This window comes from Porphyrobacter sp. MBR-49 (assembly GCF_053628655.1).
The window spans coordinates 255,745-272,286 of record NZ_JBRJGU010000003.1 but is presented as its reverse complement, the minus strand read 5'-3'; the positions used below and the strand labels follow the sequence as shown (position 1 = coordinate 272,286).

General features: G+C 63.0%; 16 protein-coding genes and 1 tRNA gene. 7 read left to right on the top strand and 10 right to left on the bottom strand.

Annotated elements, in window-relative coordinates; genetic code table 11:
• The first annotated feature begins 38 nt into the window (after nucleotides 1-38).
• Both ACSSV3_RS05805 and ACSSV3_RS05800 read left to right on the top strand, forming a co-directional pair.
• The gene (locus tag ACSSV3_RS05805; RefSeq protein WP_354322877.1) at nucleotides 39-635 is read left to right on the top strand and encodes an RNA polymerase sigma factor; all 597 of its coding nucleotides are present in this window, start codon (nucleotides 39-41) and stop codon (nucleotides 633-635) included.
• Nucleotides 632-1,006 (top strand): DUF6768 family protein, encoded by a 375-nt coding sequence (locus tag ACSSV3_RS05800; protein WP_354322875.1) that lies wholly within the window; start codon nucleotides 632-634, stop codon nucleotides 1,004-1,006. The genes ACSSV3_RS05805 and ACSSV3_RS05800 overlap by 4 nt, the downstream gene beginning before the upstream one ends.
• Before the next feature lie 7 nt (nucleotides 1,007-1,013).
• Here ACSSV3_RS05800 and ACSSV3_RS05795 read toward each other — a convergent pair whose 3' ends face one another.
• From ACSSV3_RS05795 to ACSSV3_RS05765, 7 genes are all read right to left on the bottom strand, one after another.
• The gene (locus tag ACSSV3_RS05795) at nucleotides 1,014-1,550 is read right to left on the bottom strand and encodes a L,D-transpeptidase family protein (RefSeq protein ID WP_354322874.1); all 537 of its coding nucleotides are present in this window, start codon (nucleotides 1,548-1,550) and stop codon (nucleotides 1,014-1,016) included.
• 32 nt (nucleotides 1,551-1,582) lie between these two features.
• The gene (locus ACSSV3_RS05790) at nucleotides 1,583-2,872 is read right to left on the bottom strand and encodes an adenylosuccinate synthase (protein WP_354322873.1); all 1,290 of its coding nucleotides are present in this window, start codon (nucleotides 2,870-2,872) and stop codon (nucleotides 1,583-1,585) included.
• A gap of 130 nt (nucleotides 2,873-3,002) precedes the next feature.
• Complete coding sequence (locus tag ACSSV3_RS05785) at nucleotides 3,003-3,320, bottom strand: hypothetical protein (protein WP_354322872.1); 318 nt, start codon at nucleotides 3,318-3,320, stop codon at nucleotides 3,003-3,005.
• Between the two features lie 47 nt (nucleotides 3,321-3,367).
• A complete protein-coding gene (locus ACSSV3_RS05780) occupies nucleotides 3,368-4,207 on the bottom strand; it encodes a hypothetical protein (protein WP_354322871.1) in 840 nt (279 codons plus the stop codon).
• A gap of 141 nt (nucleotides 4,208-4,348) precedes the next feature.
• Entirely contained in the window at nucleotides 4,349-5,464 is a 1,116-nt protein-coding gene (locus ACSSV3_RS05775; protein WP_354322869.1) for an ATP phosphoribosyltransferase regulatory subunit, read from the bottom strand.
• A gap of 99 nt (nucleotides 5,465-5,563) precedes the next feature.
• Nucleotides 5,564-7,159 carry a phosphoglycerate dehydrogenase gene (gene serA / locus ACSSV3_RS05770; RefSeq protein WP_354322868.1) on the bottom strand — a complete coding sequence of 532 codons (1,596 nt, stop codon included), beginning with the start codon at nucleotides 7,157-7,159 and terminating at the stop codon, nucleotides 5,564-5,566.
• A gap of 122 nt (nucleotides 7,160-7,281) precedes the next feature.
• Nucleotides 7,282-8,460 carry a phosphoserine transaminase gene (locus tag ACSSV3_RS05765; protein ID WP_354322866.1) on the bottom strand — a complete coding sequence of 393 codons (1,179 nt, stop codon included), beginning with the start codon at nucleotides 8,458-8,460 and terminating at the stop codon, nucleotides 7,282-7,284.
• 165 nt (nucleotides 8,461-8,625) lie between these two features.
• Here ACSSV3_RS05765 and ACSSV3_RS05760 point away from each other — a divergent pair, with 165 nt between their 5' ends.
• Entirely contained in the window at nucleotides 8,626-9,825 is a 1,200-nt protein-coding gene (locus ACSSV3_RS05760; RefSeq protein ID WP_354322864.1) for a glycosyltransferase family 4 protein, read from the top strand.
• 46 nt (nucleotides 9,826-9,871) lie between these two features.
• Here ACSSV3_RS05760 and ACSSV3_RS05755 read toward each other — a convergent pair whose 3' ends face one another.
• Nucleotides 9,872-10,306: a hypothetical protein gene (locus tag ACSSV3_RS05755; RefSeq protein WP_354322863.1), complete on the bottom strand. Its 435-nt coding sequence runs from the start codon at nucleotides 10,304-10,306 to the stop codon at nucleotides 9,872-9,874.
• Between the two features lie 76 nt (nucleotides 10,307-10,382).
• Nucleotides 10,383-11,027: a PadR family transcriptional regulator gene (locus ACSSV3_RS05750; RefSeq protein WP_354322861.1), complete on the bottom strand. Its 645-nt coding sequence runs from the start codon at nucleotides 11,025-11,027 to the stop codon at nucleotides 10,383-10,385.
• Nucleotides 11,028-11,142: 115 nt separating this feature from the next.
• On the opposite strand from ACSSV3_RS05750, the gene ACSSV3_RS05745 reads away from it, so the two are divergent.
• The 4 genes from ACSSV3_RS05745 (at nucleotide 11,143) to ACSSV3_RS05730 (ending at nucleotide 15,975) form a co-directional block, all read left to right on the top strand.
• Complete coding sequence (locus tag ACSSV3_RS05745; protein WP_354322859.1) at nucleotides 11,143-12,465, top strand: replication-associated recombination protein A; 1,323 nt, start codon at nucleotides 11,143-11,145, stop codon at nucleotides 12,463-12,465.
• Nucleotides 12,466-12,546: 81 nt separating this feature from the next.
• Nucleotides 12,547-13,428, top strand: a complete 882-nt coding sequence (locus tag ACSSV3_RS05740) for a hypothetical protein (RefSeq protein WP_354322857.1) — start codon at nucleotides 12,547-12,549, stop codon at nucleotides 13,426-13,428.
• A 28-nt stretch (nucleotides 13,429-13,456) separates the two neighbouring features.
• A tRNA-Thr gene (locus ACSSV3_RS05735) sits at nucleotides 13,457-13,532 on the top strand.
• 253 nt (nucleotides 13,533-13,785) lie between these two features.
• Nucleotides 13,786-15,975, top strand: a complete 2,190-nt coding sequence (locus ACSSV3_RS05730) for a putative bifunctional diguanylate cyclase/phosphodiesterase (RefSeq protein WP_354322856.1) — start codon at nucleotides 13,786-13,788, stop codon at nucleotides 15,973-15,975.
• A gap of 31 nt (nucleotides 15,976-16,006) precedes the next feature.
• Here the strand turns inward: ACSSV3_RS05730 and queF are convergent, their stop codons facing one another.
• The gene (queF, locus tag ACSSV3_RS05725; protein ID WP_354322854.1) at nucleotides 16,007-16,492 is read right to left on the bottom strand and encodes a preQ(1) synthase; all 486 of its coding nucleotides are present in this window, start codon (nucleotides 16,490-16,492) and stop codon (nucleotides 16,007-16,009) included.
• Nucleotides 16,493-16,542: the final 50 nt, after the last annotated feature.

Genomic DNA, 16,542 nt, shown 5'->3' with positions numbered 1-16,542 from the left:
ATTGAACCTTTCCGTGGCTGTGAGAGACTACTGTTGTGATGAACAATTCTCCCCACCCTGACCCCGCCCCCAATTCCGGCGCGATTTTTGACGAATTGCTGGTGCTGCTGGTGGCGCAGGGTGATGGCCGCGCGATGGAGCGGCTCCATGCGCGCTGGAACCCGCGGCTGGCGCGTGCGGCGCTGCGCTATACCGGCGATGCCGAAATCGCGCGCGATCTGGTGCAGGAATGCTGGATCGGGATCTGGAAAGGTATCACCCGGCTGCGCGATCCGGCACGGTTTCGCAGCTATGCCTTTGGCGTGCTGCACCGCAAGGGCGCGGATTTCCTGCGCGCCGCGATCCGCGAGCGTGCCAGGGAGTCCGGCCATGCGCTGGATGATCAATCCGAACCGCCCGCCGCGCCCCAGCAGGGTGACAGCATCGCGTTGCAGCAGGCCTTTGGCGCGCTGCCGCCCGATCAGCGGTTCGCCGCCCATCTGTATTTTGTCGAGGGCCTGACCCTGCGCGAAATCGCCGACGCCGCAGGCATTGCTGAAGGCACCGCCAAAAGCCGCCTGTTCCACGCCCGCCGCAAATTGAAGGTTGCACTGGGCGAATCCCAACCCGAACCTACCCACGGAGACACACTATGAATAGCAATGACCAACGGATCGCCGCCGCGCTTGATGCCGACGATCACGCCTTCCTCGCCAGCCTCGATTCGGATCGCGGCATGTTCCAGCAAATCGGCGACAGCTGGAAAGGGCCGCTGGGCGGCTGGGCCAAGCTGGGCTTTGTGTTCGCCATCGCCATCGGCCTGGGGCTTGCCTATTGCATCTATCGCGCAGTGACCGCCGAAGGCACCGATGCCATCCTTGGCTGGGGGCTGAGTTCGCTCGCGCTGCTGATCATGCAGGGCTTTCTGAAGCAATGGATGTTCGAGCGGGTGAATATGCTGACCGTGCTGCGCGAAGTGAAGCGGTTGCAGGTGCAGATCGCGATGCTGAACGAAAAGGATCGCTGATCGCGGGTCAGGGCCTGATTTCGATCACCGTGCCATCGGGCACGATCCGCCACAGCTCCTCAATCTCAGCATTGGAGAACGCGATGCAGCCATTGGTCCAATCGCCCGGCATCCGGCCCATCGGCAGCGCGTTAGGCTGCCCGTGGAGGAAGATTTCGCCGCCGGGCGATCGGCCATAGGCCTGCGCAAAGGCGCGGTCAGCGGGCGCGGGGTATGATATTTTGAGGCTGAGGTGAAACGCGCTGGCGGGATTGCGCGTTTCGATCACATAGCGGCCTTCGGGCGTGCGTTCGTCGCCTTCGAACTGCTTGTGCCCCTGCGGCTGACCGCCGAATTGCAAGCCGCGCCAGACCTTGACCGGCTGGCCGCCTGCATAGCCGATCATCAGCCGTTCGGATTTGTCGACCAGCAGGTAATCAACATAAGTAAAGGCGCGTTGCGGCGCGATCTGATCGCCGCTGCGCGCCCATAAAGGCACCGCCGACGGCAGCGCCCCCGCGCAGGCGGCAAGGGCAAGGACAGCAAGGGCAGCGCGGCGGATCATCCGGGCAGGATAACCCCGCAACGCCCCGGCGATCAATCCACAAACGGATCCCGCATCAAAATCGTGTCGTCCCGCTCGGGCGAGGTTGACACCAGCGCCACCGGGCATTCGATCAATTCCTGAATCCGCTGGATATACTTGATCGCGTTGGCGGGCAGATCGGCATAAGAACGCGCGCCCGCTGTGCTCTCGCTCCAACCGGGCATATCTTCGTAAATCGGTTCGCATTCGGCCTGATCGGCGGCGTGGCTGGGCAGGTAATCATACACCTTCCCGCGCAGCCGGTACCCGGTGCAGATGCTGACCCGCTCCATCCCGTCGAGCACGTCGATCTTGGTCAGCGCAATCCCGGTGACGCCCGAAATCGCGCAGGATTGGCGCACCAGCACCGCATCGAACCAGCCAACGCGCCGCTTGCGCCCGGTGACGGTGCCGAATTCGTGGCCGCGTTCGCCCAGCCTTTGGCCGATATCGTCCTCCAACTCGGTCGGGAACGGGCCAGAGCCGACGCGGGTTGTGTAGGCTTTGACGATCCCCAGCACAAAACCGGTCGAATTGGGGCCAAGCCCACTGCCGCTGGCCGCGGTGCCGCTGACGGTGTTGGACGATGTGACAAACGGATAGGTGCCGTGATCGACATCGAGCAGCACCCCTTGAGCGCCTTCAAACAGGATTTTCGCGCCCGCGCGGCGCACCTTTTTCAACCGTTTCCACACCGGCTGGGCAAAGCGCAGCACAAACGGCGCGATTTCACGCAATTCTTCCAGCAGCGCAGGCCGATCAACCGGCGGCTGGCCGAACCCTGCGAGCAAGGCATCGTGATGCGCGCACAGCCGGTCAAGCTGCGGGTCGAGCGAATCGAGATGCGCCAGATCGCACACCCGGATCGCGCGGCGGCCAACCTTGTCTTCATACGCCGGGCCGATCCCGCGCCCGGTGGTGCCGATCTTGCCCTTGCCCGCCGCAGTCTCTCGCAAGCCATCCAGATCGCGGTGCAGCGGCAGGATCAGCGGGCAGTTGTCCGCCACCGCCAGGTTCTCGTCAGTGATCGCAATGCCCTGGCCTTCGAGCTTCTTCACCTCGTCGCGCAGCGCCCACGGATCGAGCACCACGCCATTGCCGATCACCGACAGCGTGCCCGACACGATCCCCGAAGGCAGCAGGCTGAGTTTATAGGTCGTGCCGTCAATCACCAGCGTATGCCCGGCATTGTGCCCGCCCTGAAAGCGCACGACCACGTCGGCGCGGCTGGCGAGCCAGTCGACAATCTTGCCCTTGCCTTCATCGCCCCACTGGGCGCCGATCACGGTGACGTTGGCCATGTTTATCCTTAGCTGATGGCGGTCTGGTTGGTGGCGCTTGGCCGGGCAGGCGCGTAGGCGTTTGAAGGCGGCAGGGCAAGCGCGCGCAGGCCAAATGCGAAGGCCAATGACGAAGGCCAATGACGAAGGGTTATGGCGGTTGCGCCGTTGGGAACGCATAAGCCACCTGTGAGGAACTGCGATGAACACTTCCGCCAAAGCCATGATAGCCGTTGCCGCCGCCGCTGTGCTGGCGGCCCCGATCCTTGCCCATCCACGCGCGGGCGCACGCCTGCCTGCCGACTGCCGCGAGGAAATTGCCGCGCTGTGCGCGCAGAACGGGCAGCGTGATCGGGCGCAAATGCGCACCTGCCTGCGTGAAAAGGCTGGTGAATTGTCGGAAACCTGCCGCACCGCTTTGCGCGAACGGATGCAGGCACGCGGCGGGCGTGATGGTGCGGCGCGGCACAGCGGCGTCATGGCGCCAATCAACGCTCCTGCCCCGCAAACGCTATCTTATGGCAGCGATCCGTTGCAGGCGCTGGATCTGTGGGTGCCAGAAGGTGCCAAATCCGCGAGGTGGGTCATAAAGGACTTGACAGCATCAAACACAACTTCGGCCTGAGCCTCGGTGTAGGTTGTTTTGGGGTGCATGGTGTCGTTCCGCCAAGCCTGTTTCACATGATATAAATGCGTGTGGCAAGCTGACCATGCATCGCGATCCGCACCTTTTGGCATTTTCTGGATTTCGGCATCAATATCCGAGAGGATGAACCCCCAAACTTTAGATTCAGGATTATCGCGGCCCAGCAACTGAGCCATTCTTTGAACCGCCAGTTCCATTGCGCGCATCAAGTGAAAAACGACTGCGGTGGGCCGTTGTAGAGCAAGGCATTTAGCTGCTTCTGAAATCTCTTCGCTTGAGGTGGGAAAAACATCCTCCACTCGATGGCCAAACGGCGGGTCTTCGTTGTTCAGATAATGAGCGTGCTTCGTTCCCATGACCAAAACCAACCTAGATTGCATCTGGGTGGAAAAATTCATCCGTACCATTTGGAGAGTCCACGATAGTCGCTCAGTGTCACTCTTTGAAAGCGAAACAATGCCTCCAACATCGCCAAAGCCGCGCTCCCAGAGATTTATTGCATAGCGCAACGATTCTTGCGTTGCATCCAAGCTAAGTTCAGAAGCAATGCGCTCAATGTCCTCCAGATCGTCTCTTAGCGTTTGCCAAGGGAACGGCATAAACTGGATATTTAACTCGGTAGCATTTTCTTGAATCTCATGCAGCATCGCGATCATCTGGCCAATGTTTGCGAAGGCTGCAAATGTGCGTCCGGTTATTGATGCGATCATATACCAGAGGTTCCAAATTCGCTTTAAGGCGTTCCTTTAACACCTTACAACCGACTTAGGTATGCCAAGTGAAATAACACTTCTTAATGACGGCGAAAAGGCCAGCCAAGCCCCGGCTCGGGGGCCGGGGCGACGATAACTTCAAAGTTCGCGAACCCCGCCTTCGTCCAGCACAAACCCGCAGCCCAGTGCGCGCGCATCCTCATCCTCGGCCAGCCCCGCGACCGTGCGCCAGCCCTGCGCGCGCAGCGCCGCCGCCGCCGCGCGGTCATGGCCCAGCGGCAGATAGACCATCCGCGCCGCTTCGGGCTGCGGCGCGGCCTCGGCCAGCCGATCAAGATAGAGCGTAAACCCGGTTGCAGGTTCATTGCTCCCCGCGATCCGGTAAGTGCCGCCCCGCCCCGCCGCACGGCGCAACCCATCGGCATAGAGCGTGAACCCGAACCATGACTGGTATTCGAACCCGTGGCGTTCGGTCGGGTCGAGCGTGATGCGGGCCGCATCACCCACCGCCGCTGCAATCGCCGCCAACCCATCGAGCCGCGATTTGAGCGCCCCGCCCGCGTCCACTTCGCGCAAAGCCGCCAGCGCCGTGGCAAACGGCCCGGTGGCATAGAGCAACGGCAGATAGGCCTCACCGCCCGCCGCCTTCAATCCGCCCGCATCCTTGGTATCCAGCTCGCGCCGCACCGCTTCGATGCTGTCGGGCGCGAGAGGCAGGGCGTGGGCGCTCAGCGTATCGACCAGATCAGGCAGCGTGAAATCGACCGAAATCCCGGTCAGCCCGGCGGCCTTCAGCGCCTCAACCGCCAGCATCACCGCCTCGCTTGCGGCGGCAACACTATCCGCGCCGATCAGTTCGGCGCCCAATTGCAGGCGTTCACGCGCGGGATCGAGCTGGCTCGCCTTGATCACCACCGTATCGCCGCAATAGGCGAGCCGCAGCGGGCGCGCGGCACCCGCAAGGCTGGTCGCCGCAATCCGCCCGACCTGCGGGGTGATATCGCTGCGCAGCGCCAGCGTCCGCAGGCTCGCCGGATCGACGAAGCGGAACATCGAGCGCCCTTCACCCTTGGCGATACCTACCATCCGCCCTGCCAACGAGGCTTCGAATTCGAGCAGCGGCGGGCGCACCCGGTCATAGCCGTGGGCATCGAGCACAGCGAGGCAGGCGCGCATCGCCGCCGTAATCCGCGCCGCTTCGGGCGGCAGGCGGTCTTCGAGGCCTTCGGGGAGGAGATCGTTGGGTTTGGTCATTTTCACTCGTACGTCATCCCGGCGCAGGCCGGGAACCAGCCCGCCCCGCGCTTCTGGGCCCCGGCCTTCGCCGGGGTGACGATGAAATGCAAGCCTTCCCTAAAACCCCAGCGCCTTGACCAGCTTCACCCCGTCAAGCGCTTCGGCCTCGGCCACCACGTCCGGCGTCAGGGCTTCGTCAAGGCTGAGCAGCAGCACCGCTTCCCCGCCCGCTTCGCGTCGGCCAAGGTTGAAAGTGCCGATATTGATACCGCGCGCACCCAGCAACGTGCCGATCCGGCCAATGAAGCCCGGCTTGTCGTCGTTGACGATGTAGAGCATGTGCCCGGACAGATCAGCTTCGATCCCGATCCCGAAAATTTCGACCAGACGCGGCGCTTCATTGCCGAACAGCGTGCCCGCAACCGAACGCTGCCCCTGCGCGGTGTCCACCGTCACCCGGATCAGCGTGTTGTACGCGCCATCGCGTTCGTGGCGGATTTCGCTGACATCCAGCCCGCGCTCTTTCGCCAGAAACGGCGCGTTGACCATGTTCACCGTGTCGGAATATTGCCGCATCAACCCCGCCAGCACCGCCGCCGTGATCGGCTTGCCATTCAATTCCGCCGCCGCGCCTTCGCGTTCGATGCTGATGCGGGTGAGGTTGCCGTGGGCAAGCTGACCGACCAGACTGCCCAGCTTTTCCGCCAGCGCCATATAGGGGCGCAGCTTGGGCGCTTCTTCCGCCGACAGGCTCGGCATGTTGAGCGCGTTGGTGACACCGCCGTTGACCAGATAGTCGGCCATCTGTTCGGCCACCTGCAAGGCGACATTGACCTGCGCTTCGGTGGTCGATGCGCCAAGATGCGGGGTGCAGATGAAATTGGGCGCGCCGAATAGCGGGTTTTCCTTGGCCGGTTCAACCGCGAACACATCGAGCGCCGCGCCCGCGACCTGACCGCTTTCGAGGCAATCCTTCAACGCCGCTTCGTCGATCAACCCGCCGCGCGCGCAGTTGATGATGCGAATGCCCTTTTTGGCGTTTTCCAGCCGATCACGATTGAGGATATTGCGCGTCTCGTCGGTCAAGGGCGTGTGCAGCGTGACAAAATCGGCGCGGCTCAGCAGCGTGTCGAGATCGACCTTTTCCACGCCCATTTCGACCGCGCGGTCTTCGGTCAGGAAGGGATCATAGGCGACCACTTTCATGCGCAGGCCCAGCGCGCGTGATGCGACGATCGACCCGATATTGCCCGCGCCGATCAGGCCCAGCGTCTTGCCGGTCAGTTCCACGCCCATGAACCCGCTTTTGGGCCATTCGCCCGCCTGCGTCTTCGCGTTGGCTTCGGGCAATTGCCGCGCGAGCGCGAACATCAGCGCAATCGCGTGTTCGGCGGTGGTGATCGAATTGCCGAACGGGGTGTTCATCACCACCACGCCCTTGCCGCTGGCATAGGGAATATCGACGTTGTCGACGCCAATCCCGGCGCGGCCGATCACTTTCAGATTGGTGGCGGCATCAAGGATCGCCGCCGTCACCTTGGTCGACGAACGGATCGCAAGGCCATCATATTCGCCGATGCGCGCGATCAATTGTTCGGGCGTTTCGCCGGTGATCACATCGACATCGCAGCCACGCTCTTCAAAAATGCGCGCGGCGTTGGGGTCCATCTTGTCGGAAATGAGAACACGGGGTTTGGTTTGGGCATTGGTCATGGGAAATACCTTACACTCGTCATCCCGGACTTGATCCGGGATCCCGCTTCGCTTGCGGGAGGGATATAGAGAAGCGGGACCCCGGCTCGGGGCCGGGGCGACGCAAAGACTAACGGCAGCTATCAGCCGTTCTTGACGCTTTCATAGGCCCACTCGATCCACGGCAGCAGACGTTTCACGTCCTCCTGCTCCACGGTCGAACCGCACCAGATGCGCAAGGATGGCGGTGCATCGCGGTAGCCGTTGAAATCGAAGCCGACATTGCGGTCTTCGAGCAGCTTGACGATTTTCTTGGGCACCGCGGCCTGATCTTCGGGCGACAGGTTGTCATACCACTCGCCCTGAAACACCATGCACACACCGGTGTTGGTCTGCTGCGCCGGGTCGGACGCCATGTTGCGCAGCCACGGGGTCGCCTCGATCCAGTCTTTCACGATTCCGGCATTGGCATTGGCCCGCTCGACCAGCGCCTTGCGCCCGCCGATGCTCTTGGCCCATTCCAGCGCCGCGATATAATCCTCGGTCGCCAGCATCGACGGGGTGTTGATCGTCTCCCCCGCGAAGATGCCGAGGTTGAGCTTGTCGCCCTTTTTCATGCGGAACAATTTGGGCAGCGGCCACGGCGGATCGTAGCTTTCGATCCGGGCGACGGCTTTGGGCGACAGGATCAGCATCCCGTGCTGCGCCTCGCTGCCCATCACCTTCTGCCACGAATAGGTCGTCGCATCCAGCTTCGACCAGTCCATTTCCTGCGCGAAGATCGCGCTGGTGGCGTCGTTGATGGTGATCCCTTCGCGGCCCGGCTCAAGCCAGTCGGTGTTCGGGATCATCGCGCCGCTGGTGGTGCCGTTCCAGGTGAACACCACGTCGTTGGCTTGCGGGATGGTGGTGAGATCGGGGATTTCGCCATAATCGGCGGTGAGGACTTGCAGGTTGGGCAGTTTGAGCTGCTTCACCGCGTCCTGAATCCAGACATTGCCAAAGCTTTCCCACGCGGCAACCGTCACCGGGCGCGCAGGGTCAAGCATCGCCCACATCGCCGCCTCGATAGCGCCGGTGTCGGACGCGGGCATGATGCCGATCAGGTAATCATCGGGAATGCCCAGCAGTTCGCGCGACAGATCAATCGCATATTTCAGCCGCGCCTTGCCCAGCGACGAGCGGTGCGAGCGACCTAGCGATTCAGTTTTGAGCTTATCCAGCGACCAGCCGGGGAATTTTGCCGTGGGGCCCGACGAAAAGAACGGGCGTTCAGGCTTAAGCGCAGGCTCGTGCATGAGCCCGCTTGCATACTCAGTCATGTATTCTCTCCTTGCAGAGAGCTCGCGCGGCGTTGGGACCGCGTGGCCCGCTGGCCGCTCTAATGGCGGCGCGAGCCAAGTCAATGAAGGATTTGCCAACCTCCCCGATCCGGCAGCCAATCCCCTCTCGCCAAGTGAACCGAATGTTACTAATCAGGCCGATCAATGGACACCTCCGATCTTCGTATTGCCCTGTTCAGCGGCAATTATAACTACACCCTCGACGGGGCGAATCAGGCGCTGAACCGCCTGGTCCGGTCGCTGCTCGGCAATGGCGCGGCGGTGCGCATTTATTCGCCCAAGGTCGCCAACCCCGATTTTGCCGCCACGGGTGATCTCGTCGGCCTGCCCAATGTGCCGATGCCGGTCAAAGGGCGCGGCGATTACCGGATGCCGACCCATCTGGGCGCGCGGGTAAAGCGTGATCTGGCTGAGTTTGCGCCCAATATCGTCCACCTGTCATCGCCCGACCCATCGGGCCACGCGGCGCTGCGCTGGGCTTTGGCGCATGATGTGCCGGTGCTCGCATCGGTGCACACCCGGTTTGAAACCTACCCGCGCTATTACAACATGGCGTTTCTGGAACCGCTGATCATCTATATGCTGCGGCGCTATTATCACCGCTGCGATGCCCTGGTCGCCCCGTCGCAGAGCATGATCGACGAATTACACGCGATGCGGATGCACGATGATATCGGGCTGTGGAGCCGGGGGGTGGATCGCACGATCTTCTCATCTGCCCGCCGTGACCCGGAATGGCGGCGCAGCATCGGGCTTGCCGATGATGATGTCGCTATCGTGTTTCTGGGCCGGTTGGTGATGGAAAAGGGGCTGGATGTCTTTGCCGAAACCATCGCCGAACTGCGCCGCCGCAAAGTTTCGCACAAGGTGATGGTGATCGGCGATGGCCCGGCGCGCGGCTGGTTCGAAGCGAACCTGCCCGGCGCGGCCTTCGTTGGCTTCAAGACCGGTGATGGTTTGGGCCAGGCGCTCGCCAGTGGGGACATATTCTTCAACCCGTCCGTCACCGAAACCTTTGGCAACGTCACCCTTGAAGCCATGGCGAGCGGGTTGCCGGTGGTGGCTGCGGGCGCGACCGGCAGCACCAGTCTGGTGGCAGAGGGCGTGACCGGACGGCTGGTGGCCCCATCGGGCAGCACCGATGCCGACGCAGCGGCCTTTGCCGATGCGATTGCCCCCTATTGCACCGACCGGGCGTTGCGTGCGGCCCACGGGGCGGCGGGCGAAACGCGGGCATCCGAATACAGCTGGGACGCGATCAACCAAGTGGTCGCCGATACCTATATCCGGGTGATAGAATCCCGCCGCGCGGCGCGGGCAAGCGCGGCGACGAAAGTGGCCTGACGGTTCGCCAAAGGCTGCGCTTTGCAACCCCTGCTTGGCGTTTGGGCTATCTCAGCACCCCTGCCAGCGCCATACGGCGGGCGTAGAACAGCAGAAACAGCGTCACCGCCCAGATCGCGACGTCAAGCGCGGGAGCCTGCATGCTTGGCGGAACCTCGACCAGCGCATAATTATAGAACGTGGTGCCGATCAGGCCGACCAGCGCGACCACCATGGCTGCAACCGCAAAACGCGAGCGCAGCAGCAGCAGCACCGACCCGGCCAACGCGCCCCACACACCCAGCGCCCACAGCCCATTGGCCCACACAGGATAGCTTTCCATGAAAGCGATCTGATCGAGCGTCATGCCCAGATCGGCCAGCTTGTCCAGCCGCGTCATGGTATAGCTCATCGCCCCCATCGCATTGAACAGCAGCGTGGCAATGCCCGCCAGCCACAGGTGCCACGGCGTTCGCACGCCGCCGATTGTCTCAGTGTTCACAGGCGTTCCCTCCCCCATCCGGTGCGACCCGAATGGAGGAAAGATACGCGCCTGCGACCTCGGGTGCAATCCGAGCCTAAATCCGCTCGATCCGCTTGGCCATTTCGTCGATCATGTCGACGATTTCGTTGATCGTGCGTTCGTCCAGCTTGCCGCTGACCGCGCGGTTTTTCAGCACGTTGGCAAGGTTGCCCATCGCCCTGAACAGATCGGGTGATCGCACCGTGTGCGCGCGCTCGGCATGGCGGCCCAGACGCCGCATCAGCGTATCGACCTCGTCCTTGCGTTCGTCGAGTTCGGCGCGGCCTGCGTCAGTCGCAGCGAAGGGCTTTTTCGCGCCCTCAGCCTCAGCCTCGGCAATCGCGCCTTCATCTTCCAGCAGTTGCAGCGTCGGATAGACTGCACCGGGACTGGGGGCATAGCCGCCGCCGGTCATTTCCTCGATCTGCTTGATCAGTTCATAACCGTGCGAAGGCTGCTCCGCGATCAGCGCCAGCAGCGCCAGCCGCAATTCGCCAGTGGCAAACATCCGCCCGCGCCGTTGGCGGCGACCACGCCGAGAGCCATCCTCGTCGTCTCCGGCCTCGTCGTTATCCCAGCGCCAGCCCATCTTCATGCGCGGGCCGGCGAAATTGCCCGCTGCATTGCTTGCCGCCATCATTGCGATGGCTTCGCCCAATTTGTCCCAGCCATTGCCGCGACCATATCTGTTCCAGCTCATTGCCCGTTCCTCCGTGCGTTGTGATACATCCAAGATATATCTTAGACCTATCTTGACAAGGGGCGCAGCGGTCGGCTGTTTCTTTTTCCGACCATGCGCCTATCACGCCCGATGAATGACTGATCTGTTCGGACAAGACGCACCTGAGCCATCATTGACCGCGGCGGCCGCCGATGCGCCGCTGGCCGACCGTTTGCGCCCCGCGACGCTGGCCGAGGTCGTCGGGCAGGAACATCTGACCGGCCCCGAAGGCGCCATCGGGCGGATGGTGGCGGCGGGGCGGCTTTCCAGCATGATCCTGTGGGGGCCGCCCGGCACCGGCAAGACCAGCATCGCCCGCCTGCTGGCCGACTCGGTGGGAATGCGCTTTGCCGCGATCAGCGCGGTGTTTTCGGGCGTGGCGGATTTGAAGAAAGCCTTTGCCGAGGCCGAGAAATTCGCGGGCGCGGGGCGCAAGACGCTGTTGTTCGTGGACGAGATTCACCGCTTCAACCGCGCGCAGCAGGATGGGTTCCTGCCGTTTGTCGAACGCGGGGTGGTGACATTGGTGGGCGCGACCACCGAGAATCCGAGCTTCGCGCTCAACGCCGCGCTGCTTTCCCGCGCGCAGGTGTTGGTGCTGAACCGGCTGGATCAAGGCGCGCTGGCGGCGCTGCTGGCGAAGGCGGAAAACCTCGAAGGCCCCCTCCCCCTCACGCCAGAGGCCCGCACCGCGTTGATCGCGCAGGCCGATGGCGACGGGCGGTTTGTGCTGGGGCAGGCCGAAACGCTTTATGCCGCCGGGCTTTCCGAGCCGCTCGACCCGCAGGCGCTGGGCGCGTTCCTGCAACGCCGCGTCGCGGTGTATGACAAGGACCGCGACGGGCATTACAACCTCATCTCCGCACTGCACAAAGCGGTGCGCGGGAGCGATCCGCAGGCCGCGCTCTATTACCTCGCGCGGATGCTGACCGCTGGCGAAGAACCGCTGTTCCTCGCCCGGCGGCTGGTGCGGATGGCGGTGGAGGATATCGGGCTGGCTGACCCCCACGCCCTGCCCCAATGCATGGCAGCGATGGAGGCTTACCGCTTCCTCGGCAGCCCCGAAGGCGAATTGGCGCTGGTGCAAGCGTGCCTCTATCTCGCCACCGCGCCCAAATCCAACGCCGCCTATCTGGCGCAGAAAGCCGCGTGGAAATCGGCCAAGGACACCGGCAGCCTGATGCCGCCGATGAACATCGTCAACCCGGCCACGGGGCTGATGGAAAGCCTCGGCTACGGCAAGGGCTATACCTATGATCACGACACGCCTGATGGTTTTTCGGGCGATGATTATTGGCCCGAAGGGATGGAACCGCAGGTGTTCTACACGCCCGTCGAACGCGGTTTCGAACGTGAGGTGAAGAAGCGGCTGGAGTACTGGGACAAGCTGCGCAGCGAGCGGCACAATGAAATGTGAGTCCCCGCGCAGGCGGGGATCTCGGGCGAGATTGCGCCGAGCCGCCGGAGGCTCCCGCCTGCGCGGGAGCGCACACTAGGTTTGCGCTTCTCCCACTTCCTCGCGATCGACTGGTCAGGCGCGAAAGGCCCGCGCCAGAAAGGCATCGCGCTCGCTGTTGCCTTGGCCGAGGGCGGGCCGCCCTTGCTGATCGCCCCACCCGATCCGAAAGGCTGGGCGCGCAGCGAAGTGCTGGCGCTGCTGTGCGATCTGCCCGGCGATAGTTTGGTCGGTCTCGACCTCGGCATCAGCCTGCCTTTCGCCGATGCAGGCGCGTTCTTTCCCGGGTGGGACGCCAGCCCCGGCGATGCACGCGCGCTGTGGGCCATGATCGACCGCCTGTGCGCCGGCGATCCCAACCTTGAGGCAGGCGGTTTCGTCACCCACGCCGAGGCCGCCCGCTATTTCCGCCACGGCAAGGATCATCAGGGCGACCGCTTCCACCTGCCCGGCGCAGCCACCCGCGAAGGGCGGTTCCGGGTGGCCGAGGCCGCGCAGCGGGCGCAGGGCGTGCGGCCGGTAAGCAATTTCAACCTCGTCGGCGCGGCGCAGGTCGGCAAATCGAGCCTCACCGGAATGCGGATGCTGCACCGCCTGGCTGGGCGCGTGCCGGTGTGGCCGGTCGATCCCTTGCCGGACAGCGGATCGGTGGTGACTGAAATCTACACCTCGCTTTCGGCGCGGCTTGGCGGGATGACCGGCGCGGCAACCAAGCTGCGGACTTACGAGGCGCTGAACAAGGCGCTCGATACGCTGGACACCGCCCCGGTGCAGGGCGCAGGCGCGATTGACGACCATGCCTCCGACGCCCTGATCACCGCCGCATGGCTGCGCCGCGTCCACGAAACCCGCGATCTGTGGCACCCGCCCAGCCTAACCCCGGCCATCGCCCACACCGAAGGCTGGACTTTCGGCGCGTTGTAAGATTAAGGCGCGTTCGGACAAGCCATGTGCCGGCTTAGCTCAGTTGGTAGAGCACCTGATTTGTAATCAGGGGGTCACGAGTTCGAATCTTGTAGCCGGCACCAGTTTCGATCAGAGAAAACCATCCGGGGGATGGTTTTCCATCGAAACTCCCGAGCGCAAGCGACGGGGCATCTCCCCAACCTCACGAACAAACCCTCTTGCCCACGGCCCCACCGCAAGTTGCTGTAACGTTTTTTCAATCCCGGCGGGGCTATAGGCCTGCTGGCGGGGTGAACCTTGCCTATGACCAAGGTCAGTGGCCGATACAGCAGTGCAGCCCACGCACGAATGACGACGTAAAAACAGGGACAGGCAATGGCACTGGGCTTCTTCAAATCCGTGCGCGGGCAGGCTGGGCAGGCGCAGGCCGATGTTCCCGCCCCGGCGCCATGTGACGCCCGGCCCGAACGCACGGCAGTGCTCAGTGACATAGAAGAACTTGGCGTCGGCATGTTCTGGGCGACCGATGCCGATGATCGCCTGACGTTCCTGTCGCAGCGCGCGCTCGAAGACCTTGGTCAGGATGGCGAATCCCTGATCGGCAAACCGATGGCACAGACGTTCCGCGATATCGATAACGAGCCGGGCGCCCCGACCCAGCGTTCCTTGTCGTTCAAGCTCAAGGCGCGGTCGAAGCTGGAAGAACAGATCGTCGCGTTCGAAGGCGGCCGCGGCACCACCCGTTGGTGGCGGCTGAATGGTCGGCCGCTGCTGGATACCACCGGCGAATTTCTCGGCTACCGCGGCAGCGCGGTCGATATTTCGGGCCAGTATTTCTACGAAACGCAGATCGCGCGGCAATCGCAGGTTGATGAGCTGACCGGGTTGGCCAACCGTCGGAAACTGAACGAACGGCTGACCGCAACCTTGGCCGCGTTCCGGGCCACCAAGCGCAGTTGCGCGCTGATGATGCTGGATCTCGATCGGTTCAAGCAGGTTAACGACACGATGGGCCACCCGGCGGGCGACGAATTGCTCAAACAGGTCGCGCAGCGTCTGACCGCTATCGTCAAGGATCGCGGCGAGGTCGGACGGTTGGGCGGCGATGAATTTCAGATCCTGCTGCCCGACATGGATGACCGCGGGATCCTGAGCGAACTGGCCAACCGGATCGTCCAGTCGGTGTCGCAGCCCTATCAGGTCAGTGGACGCCGCGCGATTATCGGCACGTCGGTGGGGATTGCGATTGCGCCTTATGACGGGATCGACACCGACGAACTGACAAGCGCGGCGGACATGGCGCTCTATTCCGCCAAAGGCACCAACGGCGGCACCTTCTGCTTTTTTACAACCGAACTGCGCGATGAAGCCTCGCGCACGGCGGTGCTGGGCGACCGCCTGCGCGATGCAGTGGACCGGGGCGACCTCACGCTCGCCTATCAGCCGCTGGTCGATCCGGTCACCAACGAGGTCAAATGTTTTGAGGCGCTGTTGCGCTGGCATGACGCCGAACAGGGGGTGATTTCCCCAACGCAATTCATCCCGATTGCGGAAAATGACGATCTGATAATCAGAATCGGAGACATGGCACTGCGCCAGGCCTGCATCGACGCGATGGCATGGCCCGAGGCAATCAAGGTCGCGGTGAATGTCTCTGCCAAGCAGTTCGTTCGGGCTGGGTTCCGCAATACAATCGCCGCTGCGCTCGAAGTGTCCGGTCTGTCACCATCGCGGCTGGAGCTGGAAATCACCGAAAGCGTGTTTGTGGGTGATCTGGAAACAGTGGACGCGATCTTCCGCGATCTCAAAAAGCTGGGGGTGCGGTTGGCGTTGGATGATTTCGGAACCGGTTATTCATCGCTCGGCTATCTCAAGCACGGGCATTTCGACAAGCTCAAGATCGACCAGAGCTTCGTGCGCGGCTGCACCGAAAATGGCGATACCAACCCGGCGATCATCACCGCCATCGTTGCGCTGGCCAAGGCGCTGGGCATGGAAACCGTCGCCGAAGGGGTCGAGGCAATGGACGAGCTTGACCTGGTGAAGCAGCGCGGCGCGGATCTGGTGCAAGGCTATATCTATTCGCAGGCGCTTCCGCAGGAAGAAGTGCTGGCGCAGGTCAGCAACTGCGCCATGAAAGTCACCCCGAACGGCCCGCCGCGCCACCGTTCCGATCGCATTTCGATCTTCCGCAAGGTCGGGTTGATTCATGAGGATCACTATTATCAGGTGATCCTGCGCAACCTGTCCAAATCGGGCGCGCGCATAACCGGGCTGGCCGGGGTGCCGGTTGGCACCGACGTGGTGCTTGATCTGGGCCACGGCCAGTTGGTGGTGAGCAAGGTGGTGAATGCCTCCGAAAGCAGCCAGGGACTGCAATTCGAAACCACGCTGATCAGCGACGGCGGGGGTGGGTTCATGACCCGCAATCGGATTTCACCCTATTCGCTGGCCGAAGCGGGCATCCCGCTGGCAGCGCTGGGCGCAGGCGCATTCCCGTTGGCGAAATGGCGCGCCGCGAACAAAACCGCGCCGCGTTTCTTGCAGCTGGATCTGGCGATGTGATTCGGGCTTGGCTTGGCAAACCCGAACACGATCAACCGCGCCCGCGATAGGGGGCGACGCCCTGATCGGGCAGCCACACCCCTTCGGGCGGCGTGCCGGATTGCCAGAATACATCGATCGGAATGCCGCCGCGCGGATACCAGTATCCGCCAATTCGCAGCCATTGCGGGCGCATTTCATCAAACAGCCGCGCGCCGATGCCGACCGTCACATCTTCGTGAAAGCCATTGTGATTGCGGAACGAGCCGAGGAATAATTTCAGGCTCTTGCTCTCGACAATCGTCTCACCCGGCACATAATCGATCACCAGATGGGCAAAATCGGGCTGACCCGTCACCGGGCAGAGCGAGGTGAACTCGGGCGCGGCAAACCGCACCAGATAGGTGTGGCCCGGGCGCGGGTTAGGCACGTAATCGAGCCGCGCATCCTCTGGCGAGGTTGGCATGGGCGTATCCTTGCCAAGGAATTGCGGGGCCAGTGTCGGCTTGGCCGCGGGCTGTTCAGGTGTGCTTTCCATGCCGCGCTGTTGCCGCGATTGGTCGATGGGTGCAAGCGCATAGAGCCAAG

Excerpts from the sequence above, each read along its gene's own strand:
- ACSSV3_RS05805 (WP_354322877.1), top strand. The coding sequence starts at position 39 with ATGAACAATTCTCCCCACCCTGACCCCGCCCCCAATTCCGGCGCGATT.
- ACSSV3_RS05800 (WP_354322875.1), top strand. The coding sequence starts at position 632 with ATGAATAGCAATGACCAACGGATCGCCGCCGCGCTTGATGCCGACGAT.
- ACSSV3_RS05795 (WP_354322874.1), bottom strand. The coding sequence starts at position 1,550 with ATGATCCGCCGCGCTGCCCTTGCTGTCCTTGCCCTTGCCGCCTGCGCG.
- ACSSV3_RS05790 (WP_354322873.1), bottom strand. The coding sequence starts at position 2,872 with ATGGCCAACGTCACCGTGATCGGCGCCCAGTGGGGCGATGAAGGCAAG.
- ACSSV3_RS05780 (WP_354322871.1), bottom strand. The coding sequence starts at position 4,207 with ATGATCGCATCAATAACCGGACGCACATTTGCAGCCTTCGCAAACATT.
- ACSSV3_RS05775 (WP_354322869.1), bottom strand. The coding sequence starts at position 5,464 with ATGACCAAACCCAACGATCTCCTCCCCGAAGGCCTCGAAGACCGCCTG.
- serA (WP_354322868.1), bottom strand. The coding sequence starts at position 7,159 with ATGACCAATGCCCAAACCAAACCCCGTGTTCTCATTTCCGACAAGATG.
- ACSSV3_RS05765 (WP_354322866.1), bottom strand. The coding sequence starts at position 8,460 with ATGACTGAGTATGCAAGCGGGCTCATGCACGAGCCTGCGCTTAAGCCT.
- ACSSV3_RS05760 (WP_354322864.1), top strand. The coding sequence starts at position 8,626 with ATGGACACCTCCGATCTTCGTATTGCCCTGTTCAGCGGCAATTATAAC.
- ACSSV3_RS05750 (WP_354322861.1), bottom strand. The coding sequence starts at position 11,027 with ATGAGCTGGAACAGATATGGTCGCGGCAATGGCTGGGACAAATTGGGC.
- ACSSV3_RS05745 (WP_354322859.1), top strand. The coding sequence starts at position 11,143 with ATGACTGATCTGTTCGGACAAGACGCACCTGAGCCATCATTGACCGCG.
- ACSSV3_RS05730 (WP_354322856.1), top strand. The coding sequence starts at position 13,786 with ATGGCACTGGGCTTCTTCAAATCCGTGCGCGGGCAGGCTGGGCAGGCG.
- queF (WP_354322854.1), bottom strand. The coding sequence starts at position 16,492 with ATGGAAAGCACACCTGAACAGCCCGCGGCCAAGCCGACACTGGCCCCG.